Below are 26,784 nucleotides of genomic sequence, written 5' to 3'. Positions count from 1 at the left end.
CTTTGCGCCTTGGCGGCTTTGCATGAGCCAGATCCCCGTCGTTTTACTCCGCCTACTCGCTACTTTCCCCGCCCCACCCACCGCGTCATCAAATCGCGCCGGTCGTCCCCAAACCCACGCCGCAAGTAGACCTCCCGCGCGTGTCCGTTCGCACGATTAACCTCCAGCCGCAACGCCGCCACTCCCTGCGTCCTCGCCCACGTCGCCGCGAACTCGACCGCCTCCTTTCCAAATCCCTTCCCGCGTAGCTCCGCTCCGACAAACACTTCATCGAGCAGCACAAACCGACCGCGAAACTCCAGGCTGAACCCAAACGTCAGCACCAAATGCCCATACGCGGCCCTCGAACCCTCGCCGCCCTGCGACTCACTCAATAAGAACACCCGCCCCAACTCCGGCCGCGCCAGCAACTCCCTCACTGCCACACGAGCCTCCACCTCCGAAAACACCAGCCGCTCTTCCGCATAAAACGCCCGCATCAACGACAGGACGGTGTCTTCATCCGCCGCCCCGGCCTCGATCCACGTAAACACATTCGGCGCATCATCACTCATCGCACCGACCCTCGCGCTGGCCTCACTCCAACACGATCACGAATCCACCGTTCGGCTTGATCGTCACCTCCACCTTCTCCCCGCGCTTCACACTCACTTCGCGCCGCGCGAACGACAGATTCCCTCCCTCCGCGCCATCCTCGATCAACACGCCCTTCGCGCTGCGCCCCAGTTTCAACCGGCTCAAATCCAACTCCACGCGCTTCTCCGTCGCCTCCGCATTGATCCCCGCCACGTACCAGCGCCCCTCACCCTGACGCGCCATCACCACGAACTTCCCCGGATAACCGTCCACAAACTTCACCTCGTCCCACACACTCGGCACCTTCCGCAAAAACGCCCGCACGTACTCCGGCGCCTTCGCCATCCCCTCGGGAATCTCCGCGTAGTGCTGGATTCCCGACGTGAACAGCACCGACAGCGCCAGCTCGAACGCACTGCTCGTCCGCCGCTCGATCTTGTTGATGCGATCCAGCACCACAGGCGTGAAATCCATCGGATCGAAAACATTCCGCGTAAACGGCAGCATCGCCGCGTGCGTCGGCCCCTGATCCGCATTCGCCTGCTCGAACGTGATGAACTCCAATCCGCGAATCGACTCCATCGTCATCAAGTGCGGATAAGTCCGCTGCCACCCCCGCGGAAGCGTGCAGCCGTGAAAATTAATCAAAAACCCAAACGGCGCCGCCTCCTCCAAAATATCCAGGTAATACTCGATCTGCGACTGCCCGTCCCCGCCGAAGAAATCGATCTTCATCCCCGCCACACCCATCGCTTTCAACCGCGCGAACTCCTCCGCCCGGCTCTCCCGCGTCAGCATCCGGTCGCGCGGCGTCTGCGGCGCACCGTTCCAGTCGCCACCCGAGTTGTACCACAGCAGCACCTTCACCCCCTTCGTCGCCGCGTAATCGACGAGTTCCTTCACCCGCTCATAGCCGATCTGCGTATCCCACAACGCGTCGATCAGGCAGTACCGCCACGTCATCTCCGCCGCATAATCGATGAACCGCTTCTGCACCTCAAAGTTCGTCTCCTTGTCGCCCAGCAGCGGCCAGCTCCACGCCGCCTTCCCCGGCACGATCTCCGCCTTCACCTCCGCCGTCATCACCTTCGGCTTATCCGCCAGATCCACCCCCAGCATCGACTCCGTCACCGTCGCCAGATCCCCGATCACGATCACACGCCACGGCGTGGTCCACGGCAGCACCGACTCCGGTTTCACCGCCCCGCCCTGAAACCGCTCCCGTCCATCCGGAAACCCCACCGCGTATTCGCCATCCCGCGACTCCGACCGCAGCCGCGTTCCCGCGTAACCACGTCCCAGTCCCGTCTCGCTCAGCAAGACCCACGTCTCTCCCGTGCGAAACAACGCCGGATAAACCCACCCCGCCCCCAGCGGCGACGCCGTCCCCACCGGAATCTCCTTCTGATAATACTCCTCATAAGAAGGATTCGTCTCCTTCCACCCCGTCTTCGCGACCGACATCGCCTGCAACCACGCCCGCGCCTCCGTCGAAAACTTAAACGTCGTCACTTCCTCCGTGATCGTCCGCTTCTCCCCCTCTCCCGCTTTCTTGCCATTCGCCGCAGGGAAAAAATACCGGAACGCCACCCCGTCATTCGACACCTGGAAAATCACGTCCATCCGCTCCCCGCTCTTCGCCGCCACCCGGAAAATTGTCTGGTTAGCCCGATACTCATTCACCCGCCGCTTCGCCGTGAGCAGCTCATAGTTGTCCGACACCTTCCGCGTCTTCGTCTGCTCCAGCATCCGCAGCCCGCTCGAAAAATCCGCATCGTCACGCACCACTCCGAGCCTCGACTCCCCGAGCACCGCCTGCCCCGCCCGCGCCACCGCGTAGCGCAGTTCCCCCCGCGCAGTCAGCGACACCCGCACCACCAGTTCCCCACTCGGACTCTGCACCACGCCCGCCGTCATCTCCTGCGCCCGGCCCGACCCCGCACCACTCAACACCGCCAGCCACACCAGCATGCACCGCAACACACCTCGACCGATCATGGGGTAATTCATCCCGCCGATTCCGCGCCCCCGCCCGCCCCCGCGCCAGTCCGAAACCGCTGGATCGTACTGTAGGAGCCTCTCAACGGCGCTCTTCCTCCGAGGTAGGGACGGATGCTCCGCATCGTCCGTTCTGCCCGCTCTCCCACCCAACCACCCACAATCCCCTCCGTCATCCCTCCCCATCTGTGCCATCTGTGGTTAAAAAATCCGACGTAGCGCACAGCTGGCTCTCAACTGTTAGGGCAAGGATCTCCAACCACCCCGCTTGCCCGCCCCACGCTCCACGCCTTCGTCTGTCTCATGCCCCTCCCCCGAAGCCTCCTCGCCGTATTACTCACCCTGCTCTCTCCGTTGCTACTCTCCACCACCCACGCCGCCGCCCCCAAACCCATCGCCGCCGCCGGCCCCGTCACCTTCAAACGCGGCGTCAACGTCAGCCACTGGCTCTCCCAAAACTACGACGAACGCCCCTACGCCGCCAACTGGTTCACCGAGGAAGACGTCGCTTGGATCGCCCGCCAAGGCTTCGACCACATCCGCTTCCCCGTCGATGGACGCCTCTGGCAGACCGCCGACGGAGCGCTCGACGAATCTAAAATCGCCCCCTTCGTCCGCGCCCTCCGCTGGTCCTGCGAACACGACCTCGGCGCCATCCTCGACATGCACTTCCTCCCCGGCGCCGACTTCAACGCCGCCGTCCAGGAAAACGCCGTCTTCACCGACGAAAAACTCCAGCTCTCCGTCGCCGCCTTCTGGGAAAAACTCGCCGCCCGCTTCAAAGACGAGGGCGACTACCTCCGCTTCGAAATCCTCAACGAACCCGTCGCCAAGGAAAACGCCCAGCTCAATTCCTTCAACGCCCGCATGCTCGCCGCCATCCGCGCGAGCAACCCCACCCGCATCGTCTACCTCACCTCCAACCGCTGGAGCGCCTTCCACACCGTCACCGACGTCATCCTCCCCGACGATCCGCACATCGCCCTCACGCTCCACTTCTACGAACCCTTCATCTTCACCCACCAACGCGCCAGCTGGGTCCAACTCCCCGCCGACATGCCTCTGATCAAATTCCCCGGCCGCGTCCCCGACCTCTCCAAGACAACCATCCCCGCCGATCACTTCGTCCAAAAAAGTTCCAACACCGAACTCACCGCCGCCGAGATCGACACCGCCTTCGCCACCGTCGCCGCCTGGGCTGCCACGCACCTCAAAGGCCGCGAACTCTACATCGGCGAATTCGGCGCCTACGACGTCGCCGACGCGGATTCACGCCGCAACTACGTCAAAGCCGTCACCACCGCCGCCGAACGCCACGCCTGGAGCTGGGCCGTCTGGGATTACCAAGGCGGCTTCGCCATCCGCTCGCCCGAAGGCAAACCCACCCCCATCCTCGAAGGCCTTCTGATCCGGTAATGTTGCTCACACTATCGATCAGTTCAGATCTTCCGGAACATCTTCAGGTCGAATAACCCGAACGAAACGCCGGGGAACAGGTTCTGGCTCCATAGACTGACTCCAGATTTGATCCGCTGTCTCTTGGGAGATCTGCCCAGTGATTACCGCGACTTCCATGAATCGCCGTATCAGCATGGCCAAAACCGCGTAAGAAAAAGAAATCACATGAGGAAGTACCAACGAAGTGCCTCCACCACGAAATCCGTCATAGAAGATGACTTCGTTCCTTCCCAAAACATAACTTTTCCCAACAGCACTATATGTTCGGTGGGTGTATTTACTTAGCGCCCCGTACAGCTCCCTCAATGCTTCCCATCTAGCATTGCCGTGCACTGATTTCACAAACTCGCGAGCGACCCGGTGAGGAATGACGTCATCACCATACCACCGCTTTAAGTCTCCATCTGCTACTGGTCCTGCTTTAGCGAAATAGAACGCCAAGTCCTGAGTCTCCAACGCATCTCGAAATAGCCTTGAAGCCATACGATGCTTTTTTTCCCCGATAAGAACTATCGCGTCAGCCAACGCTTCCAAAGCATCTACTTCTAGCATCCAAACTGACTTTTCCCGCGAAAGTTCGTCCCTCCTGAAAAGGCCGTCCCTCAAAGAGAATTGGGACTTCAATGCATCTAACAACGCAATGGCTTCGCGGACAAACTGCTCTTGGGCGGGATACTCGTAGGGCTCAGAGTACGCTTCGCTCGGGTCTCGATCCCAAATGAAACTTGGCATAGCTCCCTTCTTTGCAGGGAGAATTACTTGATGCGACACATTCATTTGGGAGCCGATTTGAGGATGACCACGTGAGATTCAACGTCTCTGCACCAATTGCGTTCACGAAAAATCGGCACTCAGTTCGCCGAATGTCGGTCCATGCCAAACCCCAATTCGCCGCCGAACAACAATCCAACGGCGCCTTCCAACGCCAGCAAGACGCCTTCCGCCACTGGATCGTCGCCGACCCCACCGCCCGCTTCAGCGCCGAACGCGACCGCTACCACCTCTACGTCTCCCTCGCCTGCCCCTGGGCACACCGCACGCTCATCGCCCGCCACGTCAAATGCCTCGAAGACGTCATCGGCCTCACCGTCGTCGACCCCGAACGCGACGACCGCGGCTGGCGCTTCACCGACGGCCCGGGTCACACCATCGATCCGGTCAACGGTTTCAAATTCCTCAGCGAAGCCTACCGCGCGACCGACGCCACATTCCAAGGCCGCTTCACCGTCCCCGTGCTCTGGGACAAAAAGACCAGGCAGATCGTCAACAACTCCGAAGACGACCTCTGCCGCATGTTCAACGACGTCTTCGCCGCCATCAGCCGCTGCGACGTGAACCTCTTCCCCATCGAGATCGAAACCGAGCACGCGAAACTCGCCGCCTTCATCTACGAACGCATCAACAACGGCGTCTACGAAGCCGGTTTCGCGACCTCACAAACCGAATACGAACGCGCCGCCCGTGCGCTCTTCACTGCGCTCGACGATCTCGAAATTCGCCTCGCCACCCAGCGCTACCTCTTCGGCCCGCGCATCGTCGAAGCCGACTGGCGCCTCTTCTGCACACTCATCCGTTTCGACGCCGTCTACCACGGCCACTTCAAGTGCAACCTCCGCCGCATCGTGGATTACCACCACCTCCACGGCTACCTCCGCGACCTCTACCAGCAGCCCGGCATCGCCGGCACCGTGAACCTCGATCACATCAAGCGGCACTACTACGCGACGCACACCGAGATCAACCCGACAGGCATCGTCCCCCTAGGCCCGCTACTCGATCTCAACGCCCCTCACGGCCGCGAAAAACTCGCCTGAGCCCACAACCGCTCCGCTCTCCGACCATACGTACTATAGGTCCCATAAGACCTATAAGTCCTATTCCGTTCTCCGAACGCCACCCTCCGCCGTCAATCCTCCTGCTCCCGCGCAAACACCATCTCCGCCCGCAGGATGTCGTGCAGCGTCAGCAACCCGATCACCCGCGCCTCCACGCCGGACTGATCGACCACCACCACTAGCTGCCCCGCCGACTCGATCATCAGTGTCTGCACCTGCCTCAATGTCGTCTCCGCTGTGCAGATCGTCGCGTTTTGCGGCGTCGGCGCCCGCCCGCCAGCCAGCGCCTCTTCGCAGGCGCGGCGACTCAACACACCTACGAGTTTCCCTTCGATCACCACCGGAAACTGATCGTGCCTGTGCGTCGCCAGAAACGTTCTCAACTTCTCTGGCACCAGCTCGGTGATCGTCACCGGCGAGAAATTCGCGATCCGCGCCACCGGCAGTTCCATCCATGTCCGCAGACTCCGTGGCGGCACGATCCGCTCCACGTGCTGCCCGTCCTGGGCGAGTACTTCCTCGTAGAAATTATGCGGCGTCACCCGCCGGCTGATCGCCTGCGAGATCAACGCGCCAATGATCAGCGCCGGCACCAGCGCGAATTCATGCGTCATCTCGAACACGATTAAGATGCCCGTCACCGGCGCACGCACCACTCCGCCCAGACACGCGCACATGCCGACCACCGCGAGCATCACGTGATCCCCCGCCGTCAGCGGTAGCACCAACGCCGCCAGCGCTGAAATTGCCGCTCCCGCCATGCCACCAAAAAATAACGTCGGTGCAAACACGCCGCCGCATCCGCCCAGCCCATAGCACACCGCCGTCGCCACCAGTTTCGCGGCTAGCAACAACGCTGCGATCTGCCAGAGCATCCCACCGTTCAACGCCGTCGAGAGATCGTCATAGCCCAGACTGAATACGCCGAGATGCCCCGTCCCCAGAAACACCGCCGCGCCCACCGCCCACACAAAAATCCCACCCAGCATCACCCGCGACCACGCCGGCAAACGCTGCGGGCGCTTGTTGATCAGCCGTAGCCCTAGCGCCATTTTCTGAAACCAGCAGCCTGCCAAAGTCGCCACCGCCGCCACGAGCGGCGTCAGCACATAGCCCGCCCAATGCGCATTGCCGACGCTGTGCAGCGTAAACGCCGGTTGCGCGCCCAACAACCCATGCGCCACCAGCGCGCCCAGCACCGATGCCAGCAATACACTGCCGAGCATCCGGCTGTTCAGATCGCCAATGATCTCCTCCAGTACAAACGTCACCGCTGCGATCGGCGTGTTAAACGCCGCCGCCAGCCCTGCCGCCGCGCCCGCCGCCGTTGCCGTCCGTCGCATATGTTTCGGCGTTCCCAACGCACCCGCCACATTCGACGCCAGCGCACTCGCCAGCTGCACCGATGGACCTTCACGCCCCAAACTGCTGCCACCGCCAACGCTGAGCGCGCCTCCGATAAATTTCACCCACACCACCCGCCACGGGATCAGTCCAAAATCTCGCCAGAACGCCAGTTTCACTTGGGGAATCCCACTGCCCGCCGCCTCGATGCAGAACGCCGTCAGCAACCAGCCGGAAATACCCGAGGTCACCCCCACCAACAAAAAGCTCCCCACCAGAAACCACGTGGTCGATTGATGGCTCAGCGCCTCAATCCCGTGCGCGTAGATTACGTGGATCGCCAGATGAAACGCCACCGCGATCAATCCGGCCGCCAGACCGAAAATCACCGTCGCCGTGATCGCACGGGCTTGCGGTGGCAATCGCTGAAAATTGCGGGAAACAAAGTCCATTCTCTGACATCAGCGTCAGCACAGAACAGACCGCTGACAACCCACCATTCAAGACCGCCTCCACCCTCGGAGACAAAGCGCTAACCGCTCACTTCATCCGCTCACTTCATCCGCTCAATAATCAGCGAATGCCAGCCGGTCTTATAAGTCTCAAACCCCGGAGACTTCGCATGAGCCACAAGACAATCCCGCCCGCTGATCGTCAGCGTCGCGCACGTTTTCTCCTTTGCAAAAATTCCCGCGCAATCCGGTAGATCCATCTTCTCCTTCAAAATTTTATCCTCTGAATCCGCCAGCACCGTGCCCGCATCATCGACGATGCATACCCGCGTCAGCGCCTTCTTCTCCGACTCGATCGGCGTCTCATGCATGATTTTTTGCGCGAGCCCGTCCCAATTAAAAATCACGCCGAGCACGCCCACCGGCTCCGCGCTTGCGCTCCCGCCCCGGCACACCTTGCACGAGTAAACCAGTACGCGCTCCCCCCCCACGAGCGTCGACTCAGTCACACTCTGAAAACCAAACTCGTCCCCGCTCGCCGTCGCCATCGCGGTCTTGAACCACGCGGCCTCGCCCTGCTCCACGCCGACCGATGCATAATCCGCCGGCCGCCCGTTCGCAATGATGCGCCCGTCCAGATCCGCCAGCACGATATCGAAGTAAACCGTGTACGCTTTCAAGATCACCCCCAGCCGCTCCGACGCATGGTTCACGATCTGGTCGTCGCCGGGATTTTCCAACGCATTCACCATCGCAGCATCCGTCGCCCACCAGCGGCAATCGCACGAACGCTCATAAAGATTGCGATCGATAAGATCGATATTCGTCAGCGCCAGATCGCTCAGCCGCGTCCCGCGTACCCGCGTCGCCAGTACCCGGCTGATCTCCGCCAGTTCCATCACCAGCGTCTGCGAATCCTGCTCCAGCGACTTCGCCGCCGACTGTATCCGATTGGAAAATGTCACCATCTCCTGCCCCACGATCGCGAACGACTTTCCACTCTCGCCCGCACGCGCCGCCTCTATCTGAGCATTGATCGAGAGCACGCGCGATTGCAGCGTGATCGTCCCGATATCTTGGATTGAGCCACGAATCCGCTCCTGCAACGTCGCCGTTAACGCGCTGATGCGTTCAGGCGTCGCGACGATTTCAGACGATGATCCGATGGAAGCTGCGGGCGAAAGCATGTGGGAAGAATGACCGCGCGAACAGCATACCCGTCCGAACACGGCTGCCTACACATCGGCTGTTCAGCCCAACGCCTAAAGCTGATCCGTCATTAAACGATTTCATGGAAACACCCTAAACCGCTCATCATCATAGCTCTGGCTTTGGCCCCACCCTGTGCTCTCAGCAGCGCGCCCACGCCTCCTCCCCATCCACCGTCCACTCACTCTTCAAAACCCCCACCCTACATTCACGATCGGCCCCACCGAGTTGATCCCCGGATTCACCTTATCCTGACCGCGATTGGAAATGTGTTGGAAATAGACTCCGACGACCACGCTCATCCCCTCGCTCCACTGCCACCGGCTCCCTGCGTACGTGAACCAGTTGAAATTAAAATCCTGCCCCTGCGCCCCCGCCACATCGTAGCCCTTGCTGTCCATCAGCCCCACACCACCGCCCGCCGAAAAGAACAACGCCTGCGTCCTCCGCGCATCCCACCACTCCAGCAATCCCCCCGCCGCCCCACCCACGAAGTGACTCTCCGGCCCCTTCGCAAACGGCTCTAACAACACGCTGAACCGCGATCGCAGCACCAGATCGCGCCCGCCCACCGTCCACCGCGTCACCTCTGGCGTCTTCCACGTCAGCATCTGCGGCAAAATCACATAATCCAGCTGCGACCCACCGCCCCCCACCCGCCACAACGCCCCCGACTCATACGCAAACTCCCACCGCGTCACCGGCTCAAAAACCGCAGCCTCCGTATCCGCCTTCAGGGCACGCCCCTCCGCCCGCGCGAATAAAGCCCCCGCCATCATCACCCCGGTAACAAGCACACGTTTCAACATCGCCGCTGACACGAGCACCCTTCTCCCCCCGAAGCCAGCCGCGATAAACTCCGCCCTGAAACGCCCCGCCCCACACACGTTGATCCCTATCACTCCCACACCCGCACTCCCCTCCGGCATCCACCGCCCACCTCCGCACGTACCTCAAACATGCGCCCCTTCCTGGCCTGGATGCTCCCCGTCATCTTCGCCGTAGCCACTCACCTTTCCGCCGCCCCCACGCGCGACGATCTCCTCGCCTCCGCCCTCGCCGCCGAGTCCCGCTTCGACTCCCGAACTGCCCTCCGTCTCTTTCGCGAACTCGACGCCCTCCGCCCCGACGATCCTTTCATCCTCCAGAAAATCTCCCAGCAGCTCTCCGACTCCACCACCGACACCACCGACCGGGAAAAGCAGCGCGCCCTCGCCACCGAAGCCCTCGCCTACGCCGAACGCGCCGCCACGCTCGCTCCCGATAACGCCGTCAACATCCTCTCCCTCGCTGTCTGTCATGGAAAACTGGCGACCTACAGCGACGCCCGCCAGAAAATCGCCTACTCCCGCCTCATCAAAGAAAACGCCGAACGCGCCCTCGCCCTCGATCCTCGCTACGACTGGGCCCACCACATCCTCGGCCGCTGGCATTACGAAGTCGCCTCCCTCGGCGCCACCAAACGCTGGCTCGTGAAACTCATCTACGGCGCCCTGCCCGACGCTTCCTACGCTGAAGCCATCAGCCACCTCCGCCAGGCCGTTGAACTTTCCCCGCAAACCGTCGCCCACCCCCTCGAACTCGGCTTCGCCTACCTCGCCGCCGGACAAAAACCCGAGGCCCGCGCCGCCTTCGAAAAAGGCCTCGCCCTGCCCTCCCGCGAAAAACACGACGAGTCCGCCAAAGCTCGCGCCCGCGCCGCCCTCGACGAAAAATAGCGCCTGCTTCCCCGGCCCCCCGCGTTCACACGCGCTCCCGCCCGCATGAAAATTTAATCTGCGGGAATATCCTTTCGCCCCGCGTCTCACACAGCGGTCATCTTCACCACGCCCTCGCCGCTCCTTCATCACCTCCGCCAACACCACGTCTCTCATGCGCCTTCTCAACCGTCTGCTCATCCTCGCCACGTTCACTGCCGTGACGTTCTCCACTCTCTCCGCCGCCTATCCCACCGCCCCGCTCGCCGTCGGCCAGTCCATCCCCGCCGCCAATCTCCGCACCGACAAAGGCGACGCCATCACCCTCAAATCCGCCATCGTCAAACCCACCGTCCTCATCTTCTACCGCGGCGGCTGGTGCCCCTACTGCAACCGCCAGCTATCCGCGCTCGCCACGATCGAAGCCGACATCCTCGCCGCCGGTTTCCAACTCATCGCCCTCAGCCCCGACGTGCCCGCCAAACTCCGCGAGAAACCCGCGATGGAGAAAACCAACTACACCCTCCTCTCCGACAGCGCCATGGAGGCCGCGCAAGGCTTCGGCATCGCCTTCAAGGTCGAGGACGAACTCGTCGCGAAATATAAAAACAGCTACAAGATCGACCTCGAAGCCGCCTCCGGCAGCACCCACCACCTCCTGCCCCACCCCGCCGTCTTCATCGTCGATGCCACCGGCGTCATCCGCTTCGCCCACGTGAACACCGACTACAAGGTCCGCCTCGAACCCGAAAAAATCCTCGCCGCCATCAAAGAAGTCTCTGCCGCGAAATAACCCGCGCTCAACTCTGCACCCGCTCCCCGTCTTCCAGCAGGAACGTGTGCCCGATCGTATTCAGTAATCCACTAATCCGGCGAAACGCGTTGATCATGTCGATAAACCGCGCGCTCTCCTCGAGCTGCGCCGGATCTTTCACGTTTTTGAGCCGTTGGTAATGCCGTTTCTGCGCGTCGATGCACCAGTCTTTCAACTTATCCGCATCGTTTAAAAATTGCCGCGCCATCTCGCGATCCCGTGACGCCAGCACGCTCGTGGCCGCGTCAAAGCGCCTCATCATTCGCTCATAAAATTCCGTCAGATCCGCCTTGTCCGCCTCGCTCAAAGCCAGTGGCTGCTGCACTTGCTTCACCGCCGCACCGCACAGCGTCTTGTCCACGATGTCGCCGATCCCCTCCAGCTGACTCGCGAAATTCAATAACCCGAATTGCAGCCGGCTTTCCTGCGGAGTCAGTGGGTCGGTCGGCAACTGGCTCAGGTACTGTTTAATTGCCGTCTGCAACTCATCCACCCGGTCGTCGTGCTTCTGCACACTGCGAGCGAGTTCGAGGCTCGGTTTGTTAAACGCCCGCCACGCTCCATCGAGCATCGACCGCACTTCATCCGCGAGCAGCAGCGTCTCCCGCGTCGCATTCGCCAGCGCGAACACCGGCACCGACAACGCCGACGGATCGAGATGCGTCGCCACCGGCCGCACCCTATTCTCCTCCGCCAGCGTCGGCTTCATGATTTTTTCCAGCCACCGCCCGAGCAACCCGCCGCAACCCACGCCGATCAGCACCGCCACCACACTGAACGCCGTGTGCAAATTCGCCGCCTGCCGCGCCACATCCCCCGGCGTTGATTCCACGAACGCCACCAGCTGCGGGAAAAACACCAGCGCCGTCGCGATCAACACGCCCTTCACCGCCAGATTCGCCACCGCCAGCGCCCGCCCCGCCGCCGTGCTGTATCCAGCCAGCAAGCTCGTCAGCCCGATCCCCAGATTCGCTCCGAGCACGATCGGCACCAGCAACCCCAGCGACGCTTTCCCCGTCGCCGCAAACGCCAGCCCCAGCCCGATCACCGCCGTCGAACTCTGCGCGCTCAGCGTGAAAAGCCCCGCAAAGATCACCAGCAACACCCGGTGATTCTGCAACAACTCCAGCACCGTCACGAACTCCGGATCAGCCGCCAGCACCTTCGCCGCCTCGCTGATGATCGTCATCGCCAGAAAGATCAGACCGAGCCCCAAGAGCGACTGCCCCGCACCGCGAATTTTCTCCGACTTGAAAAACTGAAACCCCACAAATCCCGCCACCAGCACCACCGAATAAAAATCGAACACCCGCAACGCGATCAGCTGCACCGTCACCGTGATCCCCGCGTTCGCCCCCAGCAAAAACGCCAGTGCCCCTTCGCGCGACAGCTCCCCCGCCTTCACCAGTTGGAGCGTCAGCAGCGTCTGCGCCGTTGACGACGGTGCCACCGTTCCGAAGCCCGCCCCCGCCAGACTCGCCCGCCACGGTTTCTGCGACATCCGCTTCAACCACGCGTGCAGCCCAAAACCCAGCAGCCGTTCGAGCCCCTTCCGCAAAAAACGGATGCCGAATAAAATCAACGCGATGCCACCGGCGATGTTGAGGAGAACCATGTCGTTTTAAGAAGACGTCCCCACACAGTCACGACACCGCACCGCCTGCAACCGCGCACTCACCTCCCCCCGTCGCTCACCCACGCCCCACGCCGCTTTCCCCCTCCACTTCCCCGGAACGTTCCGCTTATCAGCCTTGTCCACCTCCTCTCACTCACCTCTCTTCTCTCCATGACGTCTCGCCTGCATCGTCTCGCCCTCACCGCAGCCGCCCTCGTTCTCGCGCTGCCGTTCGCCGCCTCCGCCGCTCCCGTCCCGCTCGGCTCGCTCCAGCCCCAGGCCGATAAATTCAAAGTCATCCTCACGCCTCCGGCCTACGAGCGCACTTCCGACGAACTCCGCGCCACCACCGACTCCGCCATTCGCGACGCCGAGGCCGCCCTCGATCAGCTCGCGAAACAAGACCCCGCCAAAGCCACCTTCGATTCCACCTTCGCCCAGATCGACCGCATCGTCGCCCGCGTCCGCGACACCTCCAACCGCATCGGCCTCGTCCAGGAAACGCACCCCGACAAAGCCGTCCGCGACACCGCCAGCGAGATGTCCGTGAAAATTTCCTCCTGGGCCATTACCCTCGATTACCGCGAAGATCTCTACCGCGCGCTCAAATCTTTCGCCGACACCCAGCCCGCGCTCACCGGCGAGGACAAACTCCTCTTCGACGAAATCCTCCGCGACTACCGCCGCGCCGGCCTCGAACTCCCCGCCGCCCAGCGCGCCGACGTCGAGCGCCTCCGCAAAGAACTCACCCAGCTCACCACCGACTACTCCAACAACGTCAACCAGGCCCGCGGTCCCCTCGATCTCACCGTCGAGGAACTCGCCGGCGTCCCCGAAAGCTTCCTCGAAAGCCCCGGCGTCAAACAGCCCGACGGCCGTTTCCGCGTCATGATGAACGTCACCTGGCACACCCAGGCCATCATGGAAAACGCCACCAGCGAAGACGTCCGCCGCCGCGCCTACTTCATCCGCCAGACGCTCGCCAAGGATACCAACTCCGCCCTTCTCGCCACCATCATCGCCCGCCGCACCGAGCTCGCCCTCAAACTCGGTTACCCCACCTGGGCCGATTACCAGACTGAGCTGCGCATGACGAAAAACGCCGCCACCGCGCTCCAGTTCGAAAACGAACTCGTCGCCGGCCTTCAGAAAAAATTCACCGCCGAGGTCGCCACCCTCCGCGAACTCAAAGCCGCCACCACCGGCCAGGCTGACGCCGTGCTCAATCCGTGGGACATCAACTTCTACACCGAGAAGCTCAAGAAGGAGCGTTACTCCGTGGATACCGAGCAGCTCCGCGTCTTCTTCCCCTATCAGGCCACGCTCGACGGCATGTTCCGCATCTACGAAAAAATCTTCAGCCTCACCTTCACCGAAGTCGCCCCCCCGCAAATCTGGTCCGAAGGCGTCACCCTCTTCGCCGTCGCCGACAAAACCACCGGCGAGCCCCTTGGCCTTTTCTACCTCGATATGTTTCCGCGCGACGGGAAGTACAACCACTTCGCCTGCTTCACCATCGCCGAAGGAACCCGCCAACCCGACGGCCGCTTCTCCGTCCCCATCGCCTCGCTCGTCTGCAACTTTCCCCCGCCCTCCGCCGATAAGCCTTCGCTCCTCCAGCATGACGACGTCGAAACTCTATTCCATGAATTCGGCCACGTCATGCACCTCATGCTCGGGCGCTCGAAACACGGCCGCCACTACTCCTTCGGCGTCCCGCAGGATTTCGTCGAAGCCCCCTCACAGATGCTGGAGAACTGGGTCTGGGATAAAACCGTCCTCGACACTTTCGCCGCCGACTACCGCGACCCATCGAAAAAAGTCCCCGCCGAGGTGATCGACTCCCTCAAGCGCGCCCGCACCGCGACTTCCGGCATGTTCTACCGCCGCCAGCTCTCCTTCGGCCTCCTCGACCTCACGCTCCACACCCAGACCAAGCCCGACGAAAAACTCGACGCCATCGCGCTCGCCAATTCCGTCCTCGCCCGCGTCTCCGTCGCCCCGCCGCCCGACACCGCCTTCGCCGCCTACTTCGGCCACCTCATGGGCTACGATGCCGCGTATTACGGCTACCTCTGGTCACTCTCCATCGCGCAAGACATGGCCAGCGTCTTCGAATCCTCGCCCGATAAATTCCTCGACGAAAAAATCGGCCGCCGCCTCCGCGACGAAGTTTACGGCGCCGCCGCCTCACGCGACGTAAGCGAATCCGTCGAAAAATTTCTCGGCCGCAAACAATCCACCCAGCCCTTCCTGAAATTCCTCGGCGTGGAGTGAGCGGAGATCGCAGACCGATCGAAGGTGGAGCGGGCGCTCCGCGCACGTTCCACCTCAAGCCACACTCCGCAATGAAGTAGCCGCGTCAGGGCGCGCTGTCCCCAATGTACCGTTCACCAACTCCCCCAACATGCATCTCTGGAAAATTCAGAACGGCATTCCCAGTCTCGCCGACAACATCCTCGTCGCCGCAGGATTGTCGCTTGGCGTTGGGGCCTTCGTGCTGTCGCTGAATTGCGCTCTGGAATTTTTTGAGGCACGTGGATTCAACTATCTAGGCTACTTCGCAGTATTCTCCGTCTTCGGCGTGTTGGGCGGACTCGGCCTCTGGCTGTTCATGCGAAACGAAAAGCTGCTTCGCGCCGAAGTCATTGTTCCCCGCCGTGTCTTTGGTTTCGGCACCGCGACGGTCCTTATCATGATTACTACCGCTCTAATCTCCGATTTATTTCAGTCTGACTTAGCGACTACAGGACTGGTGGTCATCGGATTCTACACGATTGCCTACAGCGTGATCGTCCAATGTGCGCTGCGCTGGCCATCGAGAACCACCAGTTTTTCTTTGTGGCTTAGCCTTACACTCGGTGCGCTCGGCGTGCTTGCGAAGGCTTTGAAACTCTTCGTTGCGAAATAATATCGGAGCTGACCTGACTCGCATGAACCTCTCATCGCCATTGCCACACGTTCACACTCCATGAGCCGCGAAACCTGCTACCGTTGCTTCTGGCCAAAGACGCTTTGCTGGTGCCCGTCGATCCAGCCGATGGCCACGCGCACCAAGTTCGTGTTCCTGATGCACCCAAAGGAATTCAAACAGGAGAAAGCCGCCACCGGCCGCCTCACCCATCTCTGCCTCTCGGAAAGCGTCATCTACATGGGCATCGGCTTCGACGAACACGAAGCCGTGCAAAGCCTCATCGCCGATCCGAAAAATTTCGCCGTACTGCTCTACCCCGGCCCCGACGCCCGCAACCTCTCCAACGGCGCGCTCACCGCCGGCGAACTCGGCGACCGCCGCCTCGTCGTCTTCCTCCTCGATTCCACCTGGAACGGCGCCCGAAAAATGCTCAACGCCAGCCCGAGCCTGAAACGCCTCCCGCGCATCATGTTCACCGCCGCCGCGCCGAGCCGCTACGTAATCAAACAACAGCCGCAGGAAGGCTGCCTCTCGACGCTCGAAGCAACTCACGAACTCCTCACCGCTCTCGCCACCAGCGGCCTCGACGCCTACCCGCTCCCCGAGCAACTGCTCGGCCTCTTCCAGCGCATGCAGGATTTCCAGCTCAAGTGCGCCGCCGATCCCAACCGCCAGGGGTATCGGCGCCGCGCCTACAGCGTTCCCTCCGAGCGCCGCCCGCTCTCCGAACGCAAACGCACCCTCTTCCGCCTCCCGCCCTCCTGAAATGTAGGCGGGGTGCCCTCACCCCGCGTGAACGTCGTTCCCGCTTTTGACGCCACGCGCCGGAACTTCCGCCCCCTCGCCTTCACTCACCCGCCCGCTCACCTCCCTCACCCCACCGGCGTCACCACCGCCATCACCCGCGACTGCACCGTTTTCAAATCGAACGGCTTCGCCAGAAACCCCGCCGGCTTCGTCGTCACGAAACGATCCAGCGTCAGCTTCTCCGAAAATCCGCTCATCAAAATCACCGGCACATGAGGCTTCGTCCGATGCATCTCTAAAAACGCCTGCTCCCCGTCCATCCGTGGCATCGTCAGGTCGAGCAGCACCACCTGCAGCTTGTCCGCCTCGCGGCGAAACTGCTCCAGCGCATCCAGCCCATCGACCGCCGTGATCACCGAGAAACCCAGCATCGTCAGGATCTTCGCGACCAGATTGCGCACATGCGCCTCGTCATCGACCACCAGCGCAAGCCCCGCCGCCCGTCCAAACGGCGACAGCGTTTTTGAAACAGGAATCGACGGCGTGCTGCCCACCGCCGACGGGAAAACCACACTGAACGTACTGCCCTTGCCCACCTCGCTCGCCACGCTGATCCCGCCGCCATGCGAGCGCACAATGCCCATCACCGCCGCCAGCCCGAGTCCGTGCCCGGTGAACTTTGTCGTGAAAAACGGCTCGAAAATCCGCGCCATCGTCTCCCGCGTCATGCCGCACCCCGTGTCCGTCACCTCGATGAGCACATAAGGCCCGGCCGCCAGCGGCGCGGATAAAAACCGCCGGTTGAGCTCGTCCGCTTCGAAACGCTGCGGACGCGTGCGCAGCGTGATCCTCCCCTCCTTTTCGCCGATGGCCTCTGCCGCGTTGAGCACGAGGTTCATCACGATCTGCTGCATTTGAGCAGGAGCGGCTCGGATCACCGGCAACGGCTGCGCGAGCTGGAGCTCGATCTCCGTTTTTTTGCCGATCGAAACCTGGAGCAGCTGCTTCGTCTCCTCGATCAATCCGGTCACATCCACCTCCGAAATCGTCAGCGGGCTGCGTCCCGCGTACGCCAGCATCTGCTGGCAAAGCTCCGCCGCCCGCGTCGCCGCCGTCTCGATCTGCGAGAGCGGCCCGTGCAGCGCCGAGTCATCCGCCAGATCCAGCCGCGCCAGACTGGCATTGCCCAGCATCGCTGTGAGCAGGTTGTTGAAATCATGAGCGATCCCGCCCGCCAGCACACCGAGGCTTTCCGACTTCTGGATGAGCAGCATCTTCCGCTCGTTCTCGATGTTCTCCACCTCCGCCTGCTTCTGCCGCGTCACATCGCGCATCACAAAAGAAACCGTCGCCACATCGCTTTCCTCGTCACGGTGCATCACCGCCACTTTCGAGGCCGTAAGCATCTTCCCTTGCGCGTCCTTCAACATCAGCTCGCCCTGGCAAAGTCCCGTGCGCGCGACCATCGGCAGCGTTTCCGTCTCCAGACGCCGGCAGGTCTCCTCCGGGAAAATCGCATCCCAACGCCGTCCGCGCAGCGTCTCCAGTTTCTCGATGCCAAGCAGTTTCAGCAGCGCCGCGTTCGCATAAATCACCCGCCCATCGATGCTCACCGTGAGGATGAAATCCGTCGTCGCGTCGATGATCTTGAGCAACCGCCCCGCCTCCTGCTCCGCTCGCTTGCGGTCCGTCACATCGAGATGAGTCCCCGCGACCCTCAACGGCCTGCCCGCCTTGTCGCGCGCCACGATCGAGCCGCGCGAATGAATCCACCGCCACTCGTTATCCTTCCCCTGGATGCGATAGTCCGCCTCGTGCAACGGCGAACGCCCCTCCAGATGATCCCGCAGCGATCCCATCGCCCGTTCACGATCCGCCGGATGCACCCGCAGATCCGGCGTGATCTGCACCGGCTCGCGCGACTCCTTCGCTTGCCCAATCAAGTCCGCATATAGCTGGTTGTAGGAGATCCGCTGATCCGCCAGATCCCAGTCCCACAAACCCAGCTGCGCCCCCGCGATCACGCGATCCAGCTTCGCCTCGCTCTCCGCCAGCCGCCGCTCCGCTTCATTGCGACGCGACACCGCCGAGCCCAGCCCCAGCCCCATCACCGCCACCGTCAGTTCAAATAACAAAAACCGGATCACCAGATCGTCCGTGCTCCCCGTGAAATGCAGGCCGATCAAACTCCCCATCGTGATGGCCAGCGTCGCCAGCGTCGCCCCCGGCAATCCATGCCGCAGACAGATCCAGATCAGCGGCAGAAAACAAAGATAGAACGGCGTGTACCGCGCGAACGGCTCCAGAAAGAAAATCACCCACAAGCACCCGATCAACGCCACCGCCTTGATCGCGATTCCGCTCCAGCCCGTCGCCAGCGTCGGCACGCGACCCACGCCAGCCGTCTCTCCGCGCAGCCACGGCCCCACAAAAACCATCGCCACCGGCACCACCGTGAGCAACCCGCTCACATCCCCCACCCACCACTGGATCGAGGACTTCGCGAAGTCCGCCGGAGCCGACAGCCCCATGACCTGTAGCAACAACGTGCCCGCCACCGAAACCCCCGCCGGCGCGCCCATGATCGCCAGCGCAAACGCCACCGTCTCCCGCGTGTTCCCCGGCAACAACGACGGCCCGACCGCCCGCCGCACCAGCCACGCCGCCAGCGTATAATTCGCCGTGATCAACGCCGGAAACACCACCGGCGACCACCACACCGTGAGACTCGATGTGAGAAAAGCCGCGAGCACATTGGTCCCAAGCACCACCGGCGCGTACCTCGGCCCCAGCAGCACCAGCAACGCCAGCGCAAGTCCACACGGCGGATACCAGATGGACAACCCCGGCCCCACTTCGAACAGCGACGCGGAAAACTGCGCGGCAAAATGGAGGACAAAATAAACGGCACAGACGATGACCGGCCGGGAGAAACGAAATTTCATTTCTGAGTGTAGGTGTCGGAAGCGTGGAGGCCTGACAGCGCCAGATGCTGCAACCCGCGCCCGCTCACGCAATCCTCCAGCACGGTAAATTCATGCGCATAAACTGCCCGGGCATCTACCCGCGCCCAACGCCACTCGGTGGACGGACGTCCTCCGCGCCGTGCATTCCGACTCTCCTCCGAATGGAGGGACGACCTCTGTGTCGTCCGCCCACTCACGGCGCAGCAGGCGTGAAATAATACATATTCGAGTCATCGCTGCCCGCGACCACCGCGTTGCCGCTCGCCGAGATCATGATCGGCCAGCTCATATTGGTCGTGCCGTACTGCCAGATTTGCGCGCCCGTGCTCGTGTTCAGCAGATAAAAATTCCCCGGCGCCCCGTCCGGATGTCCATCGGCCACCGCCAGCAATCCATTCGCAAGATTGATCGAGGCGCAGTTCGGATTGCGCGCCGTCTGATACGTCCAGCTCGGCGCCCCGGTCGGGTTGCTGGCCGTCGGCACGAAGTACACCAGCCCGCCCACCGCCGTGCTGTTCAAATTGGAAATTCCCACGAACGCGCTCGCATCGTCCGCGATCGCCACCCCGTACACCGCCGACTTGCTGGAGATCTGCGACGTGATCGTCGGCTGCCCCGTCTGCAGGAACGTCTGCGTGTCGAAGAAATAGAAATACCCTTCCGATCCACCCGCCGCGAATGCTTTTCCGTCCGGCGTGATCCGTACGCAGTGGCTCGATGACGCCGGCAGCTTCCACTGCTTCCACAGCGCCAGCAGCCCGCCCTCGTTCGCCAGCAACACCACGTTTCCGGAATAATCCGCGTACACGATCATGTTCCCATCCGCCGAAATCGCCGCCGTCACCACCGTCGGATTTGTCCCGGGCGGCGTGAATTCACCCGTCTTCTGATAAACGCCGTTCACGCGCTTGAACAACACCAGCGACTCCGCCGCCGAGATCAGCCACCCGCCATCCGCCGTGAGCGCCACCTGGCTCACCCGCGACGTCGTCGCATAATCGAGAACCTTCGTCCCCGTGCTCACGTCGAACGCCCGCACGAAACCCGCGTAGTTCGGACTCCCCGTCATCCACCCGCCCGATGCCGCGTACGCGCCGTCCTTAGAAATATCGACCCAGTACACTCCCTCGAATCCCGTGAACTCATCCTTCCACAGCTGCTTTCCCGTCTGGTCGTAACAGTACGTCCCAAACGTCCCGTTCGAGCTGCTCGCCGTGGACTTCGCTGTGAACTGCGCGCTGCGGCTCGATCCGCCGTACGAGTGAAAAAACGTCCCGCCCACCACCCGGCTCCCATCGCCGGACACCGCGACAGAGTTGATGTAATAAGCGTTTGGCGTGCTCGGGAACGCCGACCAAACCGGTGTTTTCGAAGCCGTGGTCTCTTTGAGGGAAGATGAGCAGCCCGCCAGAGCCAGTGAAATGACAGCAATCAGGGGTCTAACTGTTTTCATAGACTTGTGCCAAACGACACGAATCGGAGTTTCTAAAATCCCCGACCATCTCTCCTGCTGCATTTTACAACTGAAGCCGCCACCGGATGGCAGCAGGGATCTGCTTCGCGTACTTCTGCTTTGCCCTCGCCGACCTTTCCCCGACCCTTTCCGCCGCTCATGGATTTTCTCCTCGATAACGACCGCGCTCCGACACCCGGCGCCATCCCGCCCATCGACTTTCGCGCGCTCCTCAACGACGAGCAGTTCAACGCCGTCACCGCCGAGCCCGGCCCTCTCCTCGTCCTCGCCGGCGCCGGCTCCGGCAAGACCCGCACCCTCACCTACCGCGTCGCGTATCTGCTTTCTAAGGGCGTCAAACCCTCCGAAATCCTCCTCCTCACCTTCACCAACAAGGCCGCGAAGGAGATGCTCCACCGCGTCCACGATCTCACCGGCGTCGAGCCCGCCCGCTTCTGGGGCGGCACCTTCCACTCCATCGGCCACCGCGTCCTCCGCATCCACGGCGAAGCCATCAACCTCCCTCGCAACTTCACCATCCTCGACGCCGACGAATCCGAATCGCTCCTCAAGCAGGCCGTCGAAGAACAGGACAAACTCTTCTTCAAAGACAAAACGAACCCCCGTCCCGGTCCGCTCTTCAGCGTCCTCTCTCTCTCTCGCAACACGCAGCTCTCCATCGACGACACCGTCGTGCAGTACTTTCCCCAATACAGCGAAATCAAGATGGCGCTCCCCGCCTTCGCGTCCGCCTACGCCGCGAAGAAGCGCGAACAAAACGTCTGCGACTACGACGACCTTCTCGAACACTGGCTCACGCTCCTCATCAAAGCCCCCGAGGTCGCCGCCTACTTCGCCCACCGCTTCCGCCACGTCCTCGTCGACGAGTACCAGGACACCAACACCCTCCAGGCCCAGATCATCGACAAAATCGCCACGCACCACCGCGTGATGGCTGTCGGCGACGACGCGCAATGCATCTACTCCTGGCGCGGCGCCGACTTCGAAAACATCATGACGTTTCCCGAACGTCATCCTGGCACCGTCATCCACCGCATCGAAACGAACTACCGCTCCACGCCGCAAATCCTCGCGCTCGCCAACGGCGTCCTCAACGCCCAGCCCAAAGGCCGCCACTTCGACAAAGAGCTCCGCGCCTCCCGCGCCAACGCGCAAAAGCCACTCGTCGTCCAATGCATCGACGACCGCGAGCAAGGCGACTTCATCATCAAGCGCATCCGCTCGCTCATGGAAGACGACGGCGTCTCCGCCAACGAGATCGCCATCCTCTACCGCTCGCACTTCGTCGCCCTCGAAACCCAGCTCGCCCTCTCCAAAGCCGGCGTGCCGTACCAGATCACCAGCGGCGTGAAGTTCTTCGAGCGCCAGCACGTCCGCGACCTCGTCGGCCTCATCAGCTTCGTCTACAATCCTTCCAACCAAACCGGCTGGAACCGCATCGCCGTCCTCCTCCCGAAGATCGGCGAAAAAGGCGCGCAAAAAATCTACTCCGCCGCGCTCGACCACGCGAAGCTCATGCAGCGCGACTTCATCGACGCGCTCGCGACCGACGACGTGAAATCCAAAGTCCCAAAAGACGCGAAAGACGAATGGGACTCCTTCTGCTCCTCGCTCGCCGAAGTCGCCGAGACCATGAAGAACGACAAGCCTTTCAAGGTCGTCGAAATGGCCATCGACGGCTGGTACGGCGACTACCTCCGCGGCGCGTTCGCCGACTACATTGACCGACTCGAAGAACTCAAAGCCATGGTCGGCTTCGCCCAGCGCTTCGACGAGATGCAGGATCTCCTCGCCCAGATCGTCCTCATGAACGGCGAGACCAGTGACCGCAAAGTCGATCCCGACGCCGAGGCCATCAAGCTCACCACCGTCCATCAAGCGAAGGGCCTGGAGTACGACGTCGTCTTCGTGATCGGCCTCGCCGACGGCATGTTCCCCGGCCGCCGCGCCATCGAAGCGGGCGACGTCGAAGAAGAGCGCCGCCTCTTCTACGTCGCCGTCACCCGCGCGAAAAACGAACTCTATCTCTGCTACCCCAAAGTCGCCACGAGAGCCGGCCCCGGTGGAATGCTGCTCCAACCGAGTCGCTTCATCACCGAGCTCGACGAAAAACTCTACGACCCCCTCCGCCTCAAACGCTCCTTCGGCTGGTGAAACGAAAACGCTATCTGGTGATTGCCGCTACAGCGGGAGCCTTGGGCCTGTCCGCTTTCGTCTGGGGCTCAGCTCACCAGGCAAAACAGCTCACGAGCGCGTTTCGCCGTCCAGTCCCTTCACTTGCAGACAGCACCCTGACACAGGCTGAATCCGTCACGTTTCCCTCCCTCGACGGTCTTTCGCTTTCCGGTTGGTGGCTGCCATCGCCTGACAGCAAAACGACAGTCATTTTGCTTCACGGCCACGGATCGAATCGCCGCCAGATGATTGCCCGCGCAAAGCTGCTACACCGCCACGGCTACTCAGTCCTCCTCTATGACGCGCGCGGCCACGGCGAAAGTGCCGGCGACCTCGTGAGTTTCGGTTTTCACGAGTCGAACGATCTTCTCGGCGCAATGGATTTCGCTCGCTCCAAAGGATCGAACAAATTCGGCCTCATCGGCGCTTCGCAAGGAGGCGCAACCATCGCACTCACCGGCGACCGGCTGAAGGACGTCAACTGGGTGGTCCTTGAAAGTGTCTACTCCGATCTTCGCACTGCAGTGGATCGGCGCTGTCGCTACCATGCACACCTTCCTGGCTGGCTTTTAGGGTGTCTCATGATTCCGTTCGCCGAAAGCAAAGTAGGCGCGTCGATCAATCAAATATCCCCGCGTGCAATGGTCGAAAAAATCTCAGCGCCAGTGTTCGTACTCAGTGGCAACCGTGATCGCCATACGCTGACAGAAGACACCCAGTCCCTTTTCGGTGCCGTGCATTCTCCCAAAACACTTTGGCTCGTGGAGGGTGCCGGTCACGTGGACCTCTATGGGTTCGCGAAAGAGCGCTACGAAGAACGTCTGCTTGCCTTCATCGCTTCGGCTCGAACTCCCGAAACCCCGGCGACGAAATAATCTCCCTCGCGCCTCGCCTACTTCCGCTTCTCCGGCGCGAGCTTCTCCAGATACTTCGCCGGGTTCTTCAAAAACTTCCGCTCACAGGGAGCGCAGCAGAACTTGATCGTCTGCCCCTCGTAAACCATCGAGGTCTCCTCGCCCATCGAGCCAAGGTCGTTATCCGTCACGATGCACACATCCAGCGGATAAGGCTTCGGCGCTTCTTTCGCTGGCTTCTTTTCTTCAGGTGCTGCCGCGCTGCCCGCAGCACTGTCAGCCGCGAAGCTGGTCGTGCCGCCGCCGCTCGATACGACTGCGAATAACAACGCAGTGAGGAGGAATGCTTTTTTGATCTTCATAGTAGAAAAGTAACCAGGTTCTTCAGAAACGAAAGCCGACGCCCGCGCCCGCTCCATATTCGGAGTCGTAGCTGCCGATGAGGGAAAACCGTTTGCTCACCGTATAGCTCAGCCCGCTCATCCAGGAAAATGTCTGCACGCTGTCGTACTCCATGCGTGCCATCACCCCGATGCGCGCCGTCAGCGGAATCGTCTTCTCCAGAACCACGCGCGTCTCCCCGCTGCTCTGAAGCGTCCCCGTCAAATCTACCAGATACGGCAATCGATAAGTCGCCCCGGCGATGACGCCATCGCGCGCCTCGTGCATGTTCGTTAACCGGTAGCCCGCAAAGGCACGCCACCTCACGTTGAAGTAACGCGCGTACACCGCCTCAACCTCGTATTCGGTTTTCTCGACGCGCTCCCAACCCGTTTCCCAGAGAAAATTCACATTGTCGCGTCCACGCTGGATCGTGCCCACGCCCGTGCTCAAGTGCGATTGTACGCTGCCCTCAATCCACGCGTACGTGTGCGGATGCCCGTGCTCCCCGAGCGCCGGCCGGTAACTGCCGCGCTCGGCAAGTTTGCTCTCTTCAAGTGGACGCGCAGCGCCACTCTCCGCCGCCGCCGCCATTTCTTCGCCCGCCGGATAACTCACCACCCGCGCCATGCCCGCCATCATGTGATAAAGCAGGTGACAGTGAAACAACCAGTCGCGGTCCTCGTTGGCGTAGAACTCGATCACGCGACGACTCATCGGCGGCACGTCCACCGTGTGCTTGAGCGGCGCGAACGCCGGATCGCCCGCGCCCGGCAGGAGCAGCCGGAAGAAATGTCCATGCAGGTGCATCGGGTGGTGCATCATCGTGTTGTTCACGAGCACCAGCCGCAGGACCTCCCCGCGCTTCACGGCCAGCGTGCCCTGTTCGTCGATACGCTTGTCGTCGATCGACCAGCTATAGCGCGTCATGTCGCCGCTAAGCTTGAGCGTGACCTCCCGCACCGGCGCTCCCTCGGGCAACGTCGTCGCCCGGGTCGACTTTAACCGCTTGTACGGCGGCAACGGCCGCGCCTTCTCGCTCGCGAGTGCCTCCCCATCGGTAATCTCGCCCGACTCATCCAGTTCATCGAGCACCGCGTCCATCGCAGCGTTCATGTTATAGATCTCAAGCGGCGCCAGTGAGGCCGCCGGTTTCTCCGCACCATCGCCGAGAAACAGCGACGCATATCCCGACCCATCCTGCGAAGTCGCCCGCACTTCCCACGCACCATCCGCCGGAACCGTCACGAGCACGTCGTACGTCTCCGCCATACCGATAAGCAACCGGTTCTGCTGAATCGGAGCCACGTCCATCCCGTCCGCAGCGACGAGCGTCAGCGGTCCGGTAGCCGAGTTCAGATAAAAGTAAGTCGATGCCGCCGCGTTGATCACCCGCAGCCGGATCGTCTCTCCCGCTCGTCCTTCCATGCGCTGCCGTCGCTGGCCATTGACGAGAAACGCGTCGTAAGCGACATCGGACACATCCATCGGCGGCACGCGGGATTTCTCGCGCTTAATAAAATCCCCCAAATGCCCCGCCCGCATCGCGCCGGTGAGCGACTGCGCCGTGCCCTTCCGTATCGCGTACCAATCGCTCCCACGCAGCAGCGTGCGCATCACCTCATCGGGGTTTTCGTTGGTCCAGTCGGAGAGCACCACCACCTCTTCGCGATCGATGCGCGGCAGATCGGCCCGCGCAGACGCACCCGTCGCAGGCTCGATCACAATACTCCCATAAACGCCCCGCTGCTCCTGCAACCCAGTGTGACTATGGTACCAATAAGTTCCGGCGTGCTTGAGCAGAAACTCGAACGTCCGCGTTTCTCCCGCGCCAATCGGCGGCGTGGTCAGATAAGGCACGCCGTCCTCCAGATTCGGCAGCAGCAGCCCATGCCAGTGAAGCGACGTCTCCCCCTTCGCGAGCCGGTTACGCACATGGATGCGCGCCACATCCCCCTCGCGAAACCGCAGCACCGGCCCCGGCACCGCGCCATTGATCGTCAACGCCCGCACCGGTTTCCCCGCCGGAGAAAGCATGGTCTCGGCAATATCGAGCGTGTACTCGACGATCCGCGCATCAGGAAAAAGCTGCGATGCCTTCGGCCCCGCTTCGAGCGCCAGCCACGCGGCTTTATTCTTCCCACCGCACTCCGCGCAGGCGTGCGCCGCAACGGCGCCGAGCAGCATATCGAGCAGGAAAAATGCGAACAGGCGTCTCACGACTGAAGGGCTGTTTGCGGGAATCGGAAGGTGGTCACGTCTGTTATACGAATCA

General features: G+C 62.0%; 20 protein-coding genes. 9 read left to right on the top strand and 11 right to left on the bottom strand.

The genetic code is table 11. The features are described from left to right. Positions 1–59 precede the first annotated feature (59 nt). A complete protein-coding gene (locus tag CMV30_RS13385; protein ID WP_096056511.1) occupies positions 60–554 on the bottom strand; it encodes a GNAT family N-acetyltransferase in 495 nt (164 codons plus the stop codon). 22 nt (positions 555–576) lie between these two features. Further along, positions 577–2,586 carry a glycoside hydrolase family 97 protein gene (locus CMV30_RS20805; protein ID WP_096057758.1) on the bottom strand — a complete coding sequence of 670 codons (2,010 nt, stop codon included), beginning with the start codon at positions 2,584–2,586 and terminating at the stop codon, positions 577–579. Between the two features lie 291 nt (positions 2,587–2,877). On the opposite strand from CMV30_RS20805, the gene CMV30_RS13375 reads away from it, so the two are divergent. Beyond that, positions 2,878–3,990 (top strand): glycoside hydrolase family 5 protein, encoded by a 1,113-nt coding sequence (locus CMV30_RS13375; protein ID WP_096056510.1) that lies wholly within the window; start codon positions 2,878–2,880, stop codon positions 3,988–3,990. 18 nt (positions 3,991–4,008) lie between these two features. On the opposite strand, the gene CMV30_RS13370 is transcribed toward CMV30_RS13375, so the two are convergent. Beyond that, positions 4,009–4,809, bottom strand: a complete 801-nt coding sequence (locus CMV30_RS13370; protein WP_096056509.1) for a hypothetical protein — start codon at positions 4,807–4,809, stop codon at positions 4,009–4,011. A gap of 86 nt (positions 4,810–4,895) precedes the next feature. On the opposite strand from CMV30_RS13370, the gene CMV30_RS13365 reads away from it, so the two are divergent. After that, positions 4,896–5,846, top strand: a complete 951-nt coding sequence (locus CMV30_RS13365; RefSeq protein WP_096056508.1) for a glutathione S-transferase family protein — start codon at positions 4,896–4,898, stop codon at positions 5,844–5,846. 92 nt (positions 5,847–5,938) lie between these two features. On the opposite strand, the gene CMV30_RS13360 is transcribed toward CMV30_RS13365, so the two are convergent. The 3 genes from CMV30_RS13360 to CMV30_RS13350 form a co-directional block, all read right to left on the bottom strand. Continuing rightward, positions 5,939–7,633: a chloride channel protein gene (locus CMV30_RS13360; RefSeq protein ID WP_217494394.1), complete on the bottom strand. Its 1,695-nt coding sequence runs from the start codon at positions 7,631–7,633 to the stop codon at positions 5,939–5,941. A gap of 131 nt (positions 7,634–7,764) precedes the next feature. Continuing rightward, complete coding sequence (locus CMV30_RS13355; protein WP_096056506.1) at positions 7,765–8,850, bottom strand: methyl-accepting chemotaxis protein; 1,086 nt, start codon at positions 8,848–8,850, stop codon at positions 7,765–7,767. Between the two features lie 210 nt (positions 8,851–9,060). Further along, positions 9,061–9,681, bottom strand: a complete 621-nt coding sequence (locus CMV30_RS13350; RefSeq protein WP_175414872.1) for an acyloxyacyl hydrolase — start codon at positions 9,679–9,681, stop codon at positions 9,061–9,063. Positions 9,682–9,831: 150 nt separating this feature from the next. Between CMV30_RS13350 and CMV30_RS13345 the strand changes: the two genes are divergently transcribed. Next, positions 9,832–10,590, top strand: a complete 759-nt coding sequence (locus CMV30_RS13345) for a tetratricopeptide repeat protein (protein WP_096056504.1) — start codon at positions 9,832–9,834, stop codon at positions 10,588–10,590. Between the two features lie 154 nt (positions 10,591–10,744). Then, positions 10,745–11,362 (top strand): peroxiredoxin-like family protein, encoded by a 618-nt coding sequence (locus tag CMV30_RS13340; protein WP_096056503.1) that lies wholly within the window; start codon positions 10,745–10,747, stop codon positions 11,360–11,362. A gap of 7 nt (positions 11,363–11,369) precedes the next feature. Here CMV30_RS13340 and CMV30_RS13335 read toward each other — a convergent pair whose 3' ends face one another. Beyond that, positions 11,370–12,998, bottom strand: a complete 1,629-nt coding sequence (locus CMV30_RS13335) for a Na/Pi cotransporter family protein (protein ID WP_096056502.1) — start codon at positions 12,996–12,998, stop codon at positions 11,370–11,372. Between the two features lie 171 nt (positions 12,999–13,169). On the opposite strand from CMV30_RS13335, the gene CMV30_RS13330 reads away from it, so the two are divergent. The 3 genes from CMV30_RS13330 (at position 13,170) to CMV30_RS13320 (ending at position 16,677) form a co-directional block, all read left to right on the top strand. After that, positions 13,170–15,275, top strand: a complete 2,106-nt coding sequence (locus CMV30_RS13330; RefSeq protein WP_096056501.1) for a M3 family metallopeptidase — start codon at positions 13,170–13,172, stop codon at positions 15,273–15,275. 130 nt (positions 15,276–15,405) lie between these two features. Next, complete coding sequence (locus tag CMV30_RS13325) at positions 15,406–15,909, top strand: hypothetical protein (protein WP_096056500.1); 504 nt, start codon at positions 15,406–15,408, stop codon at positions 15,907–15,909. Between the two features lie 60 nt (positions 15,910–15,969). Further along, positions 15,970–16,677, top strand: a complete 708-nt coding sequence (locus tag CMV30_RS13320; protein WP_096056499.1) for a tRNA-uridine aminocarboxypropyltransferase — start codon at positions 15,970–15,972, stop codon at positions 16,675–16,677. A 107-nt stretch (positions 16,678–16,784) separates the two neighbouring features. Here the strand turns inward: CMV30_RS13320 and CMV30_RS13315 are convergent, their stop codons facing one another. Further along, positions 16,785–19,604 (bottom strand): hybrid sensor histidine kinase/response regulator, encoded by a 2,820-nt coding sequence (locus CMV30_RS13315; protein ID WP_096056498.1) that lies wholly within the window; start codon positions 19,602–19,604, stop codon positions 16,785–16,787. A gap of 214 nt (positions 19,605–19,818) precedes the next feature. Next, positions 19,819–20,931 (bottom strand): WD40 repeat domain-containing protein, encoded by a 1,113-nt coding sequence (locus CMV30_RS13310; protein ID WP_096056497.1) that lies wholly within the window; start codon positions 20,929–20,931, stop codon positions 19,819–19,821. 306 nt (positions 20,932–21,237) lie between these two features. Between CMV30_RS13310 and CMV30_RS13305 the strand changes: the two genes are divergently transcribed. Both CMV30_RS13305 and CMV30_RS13300 read left to right on the top strand, forming a co-directional pair. Continuing rightward, the gene (locus CMV30_RS13305) at positions 21,238–23,253 is read left to right on the top strand and encodes an ATP-dependent helicase (protein WP_096056496.1); all 2,016 of its coding nucleotides are present in this window, start codon (positions 21,238–21,240) and stop codon (positions 23,251–23,253) included. Beyond that, the gene (locus tag CMV30_RS13300; protein ID WP_175414871.1) at positions 23,250–24,149 is read left to right on the top strand and encodes an alpha/beta hydrolase; all 900 of its coding nucleotides are present in this window, start codon (positions 23,250–23,252) and stop codon (positions 24,147–24,149) included. Before CMV30_RS13305 ends, CMV30_RS13300 begins: the two co-directional genes overlap by 4 nt. A gap of 17 nt (positions 24,150–24,166) precedes the next feature. Here CMV30_RS13300 and CMV30_RS13295 read toward each other — a convergent pair whose 3' ends face one another. Both CMV30_RS13295 and CMV30_RS13290 read right to left on the bottom strand, forming a co-directional pair. Then, positions 24,167–24,490 (bottom strand): YHS domain-containing protein, encoded by a 324-nt coding sequence (locus tag CMV30_RS13295; protein ID WP_138223294.1) that lies wholly within the window; start codon positions 24,488–24,490, stop codon positions 24,167–24,169. Positions 24,491–24,512: 22 nt separating this feature from the next. Next, the gene (locus CMV30_RS13290) at positions 24,513–26,729 is read right to left on the bottom strand and encodes a multicopper oxidase family protein (protein ID WP_175414870.1); all 2,217 of its coding nucleotides are present in this window, start codon (positions 26,727–26,729) and stop codon (positions 24,513–24,515) included. Between the last annotated feature and the right edge of the window lie 55 nt (positions 26,730–26,784).

The organism is Nibricoccus aquaticus (assembly GCF_002310495.1).
Classification (GTDB): Bacteria; Verrucomicrobiota; Verrucomicrobiia; order Opitutales; family Opitutaceae; genus Nibricoccus; species Nibricoccus aquaticus.
The sequence above is the reverse complement of the archived record's forward strand: the minus strand, read 5'-3'. Positions and strand labels throughout refer to the sequence as shown.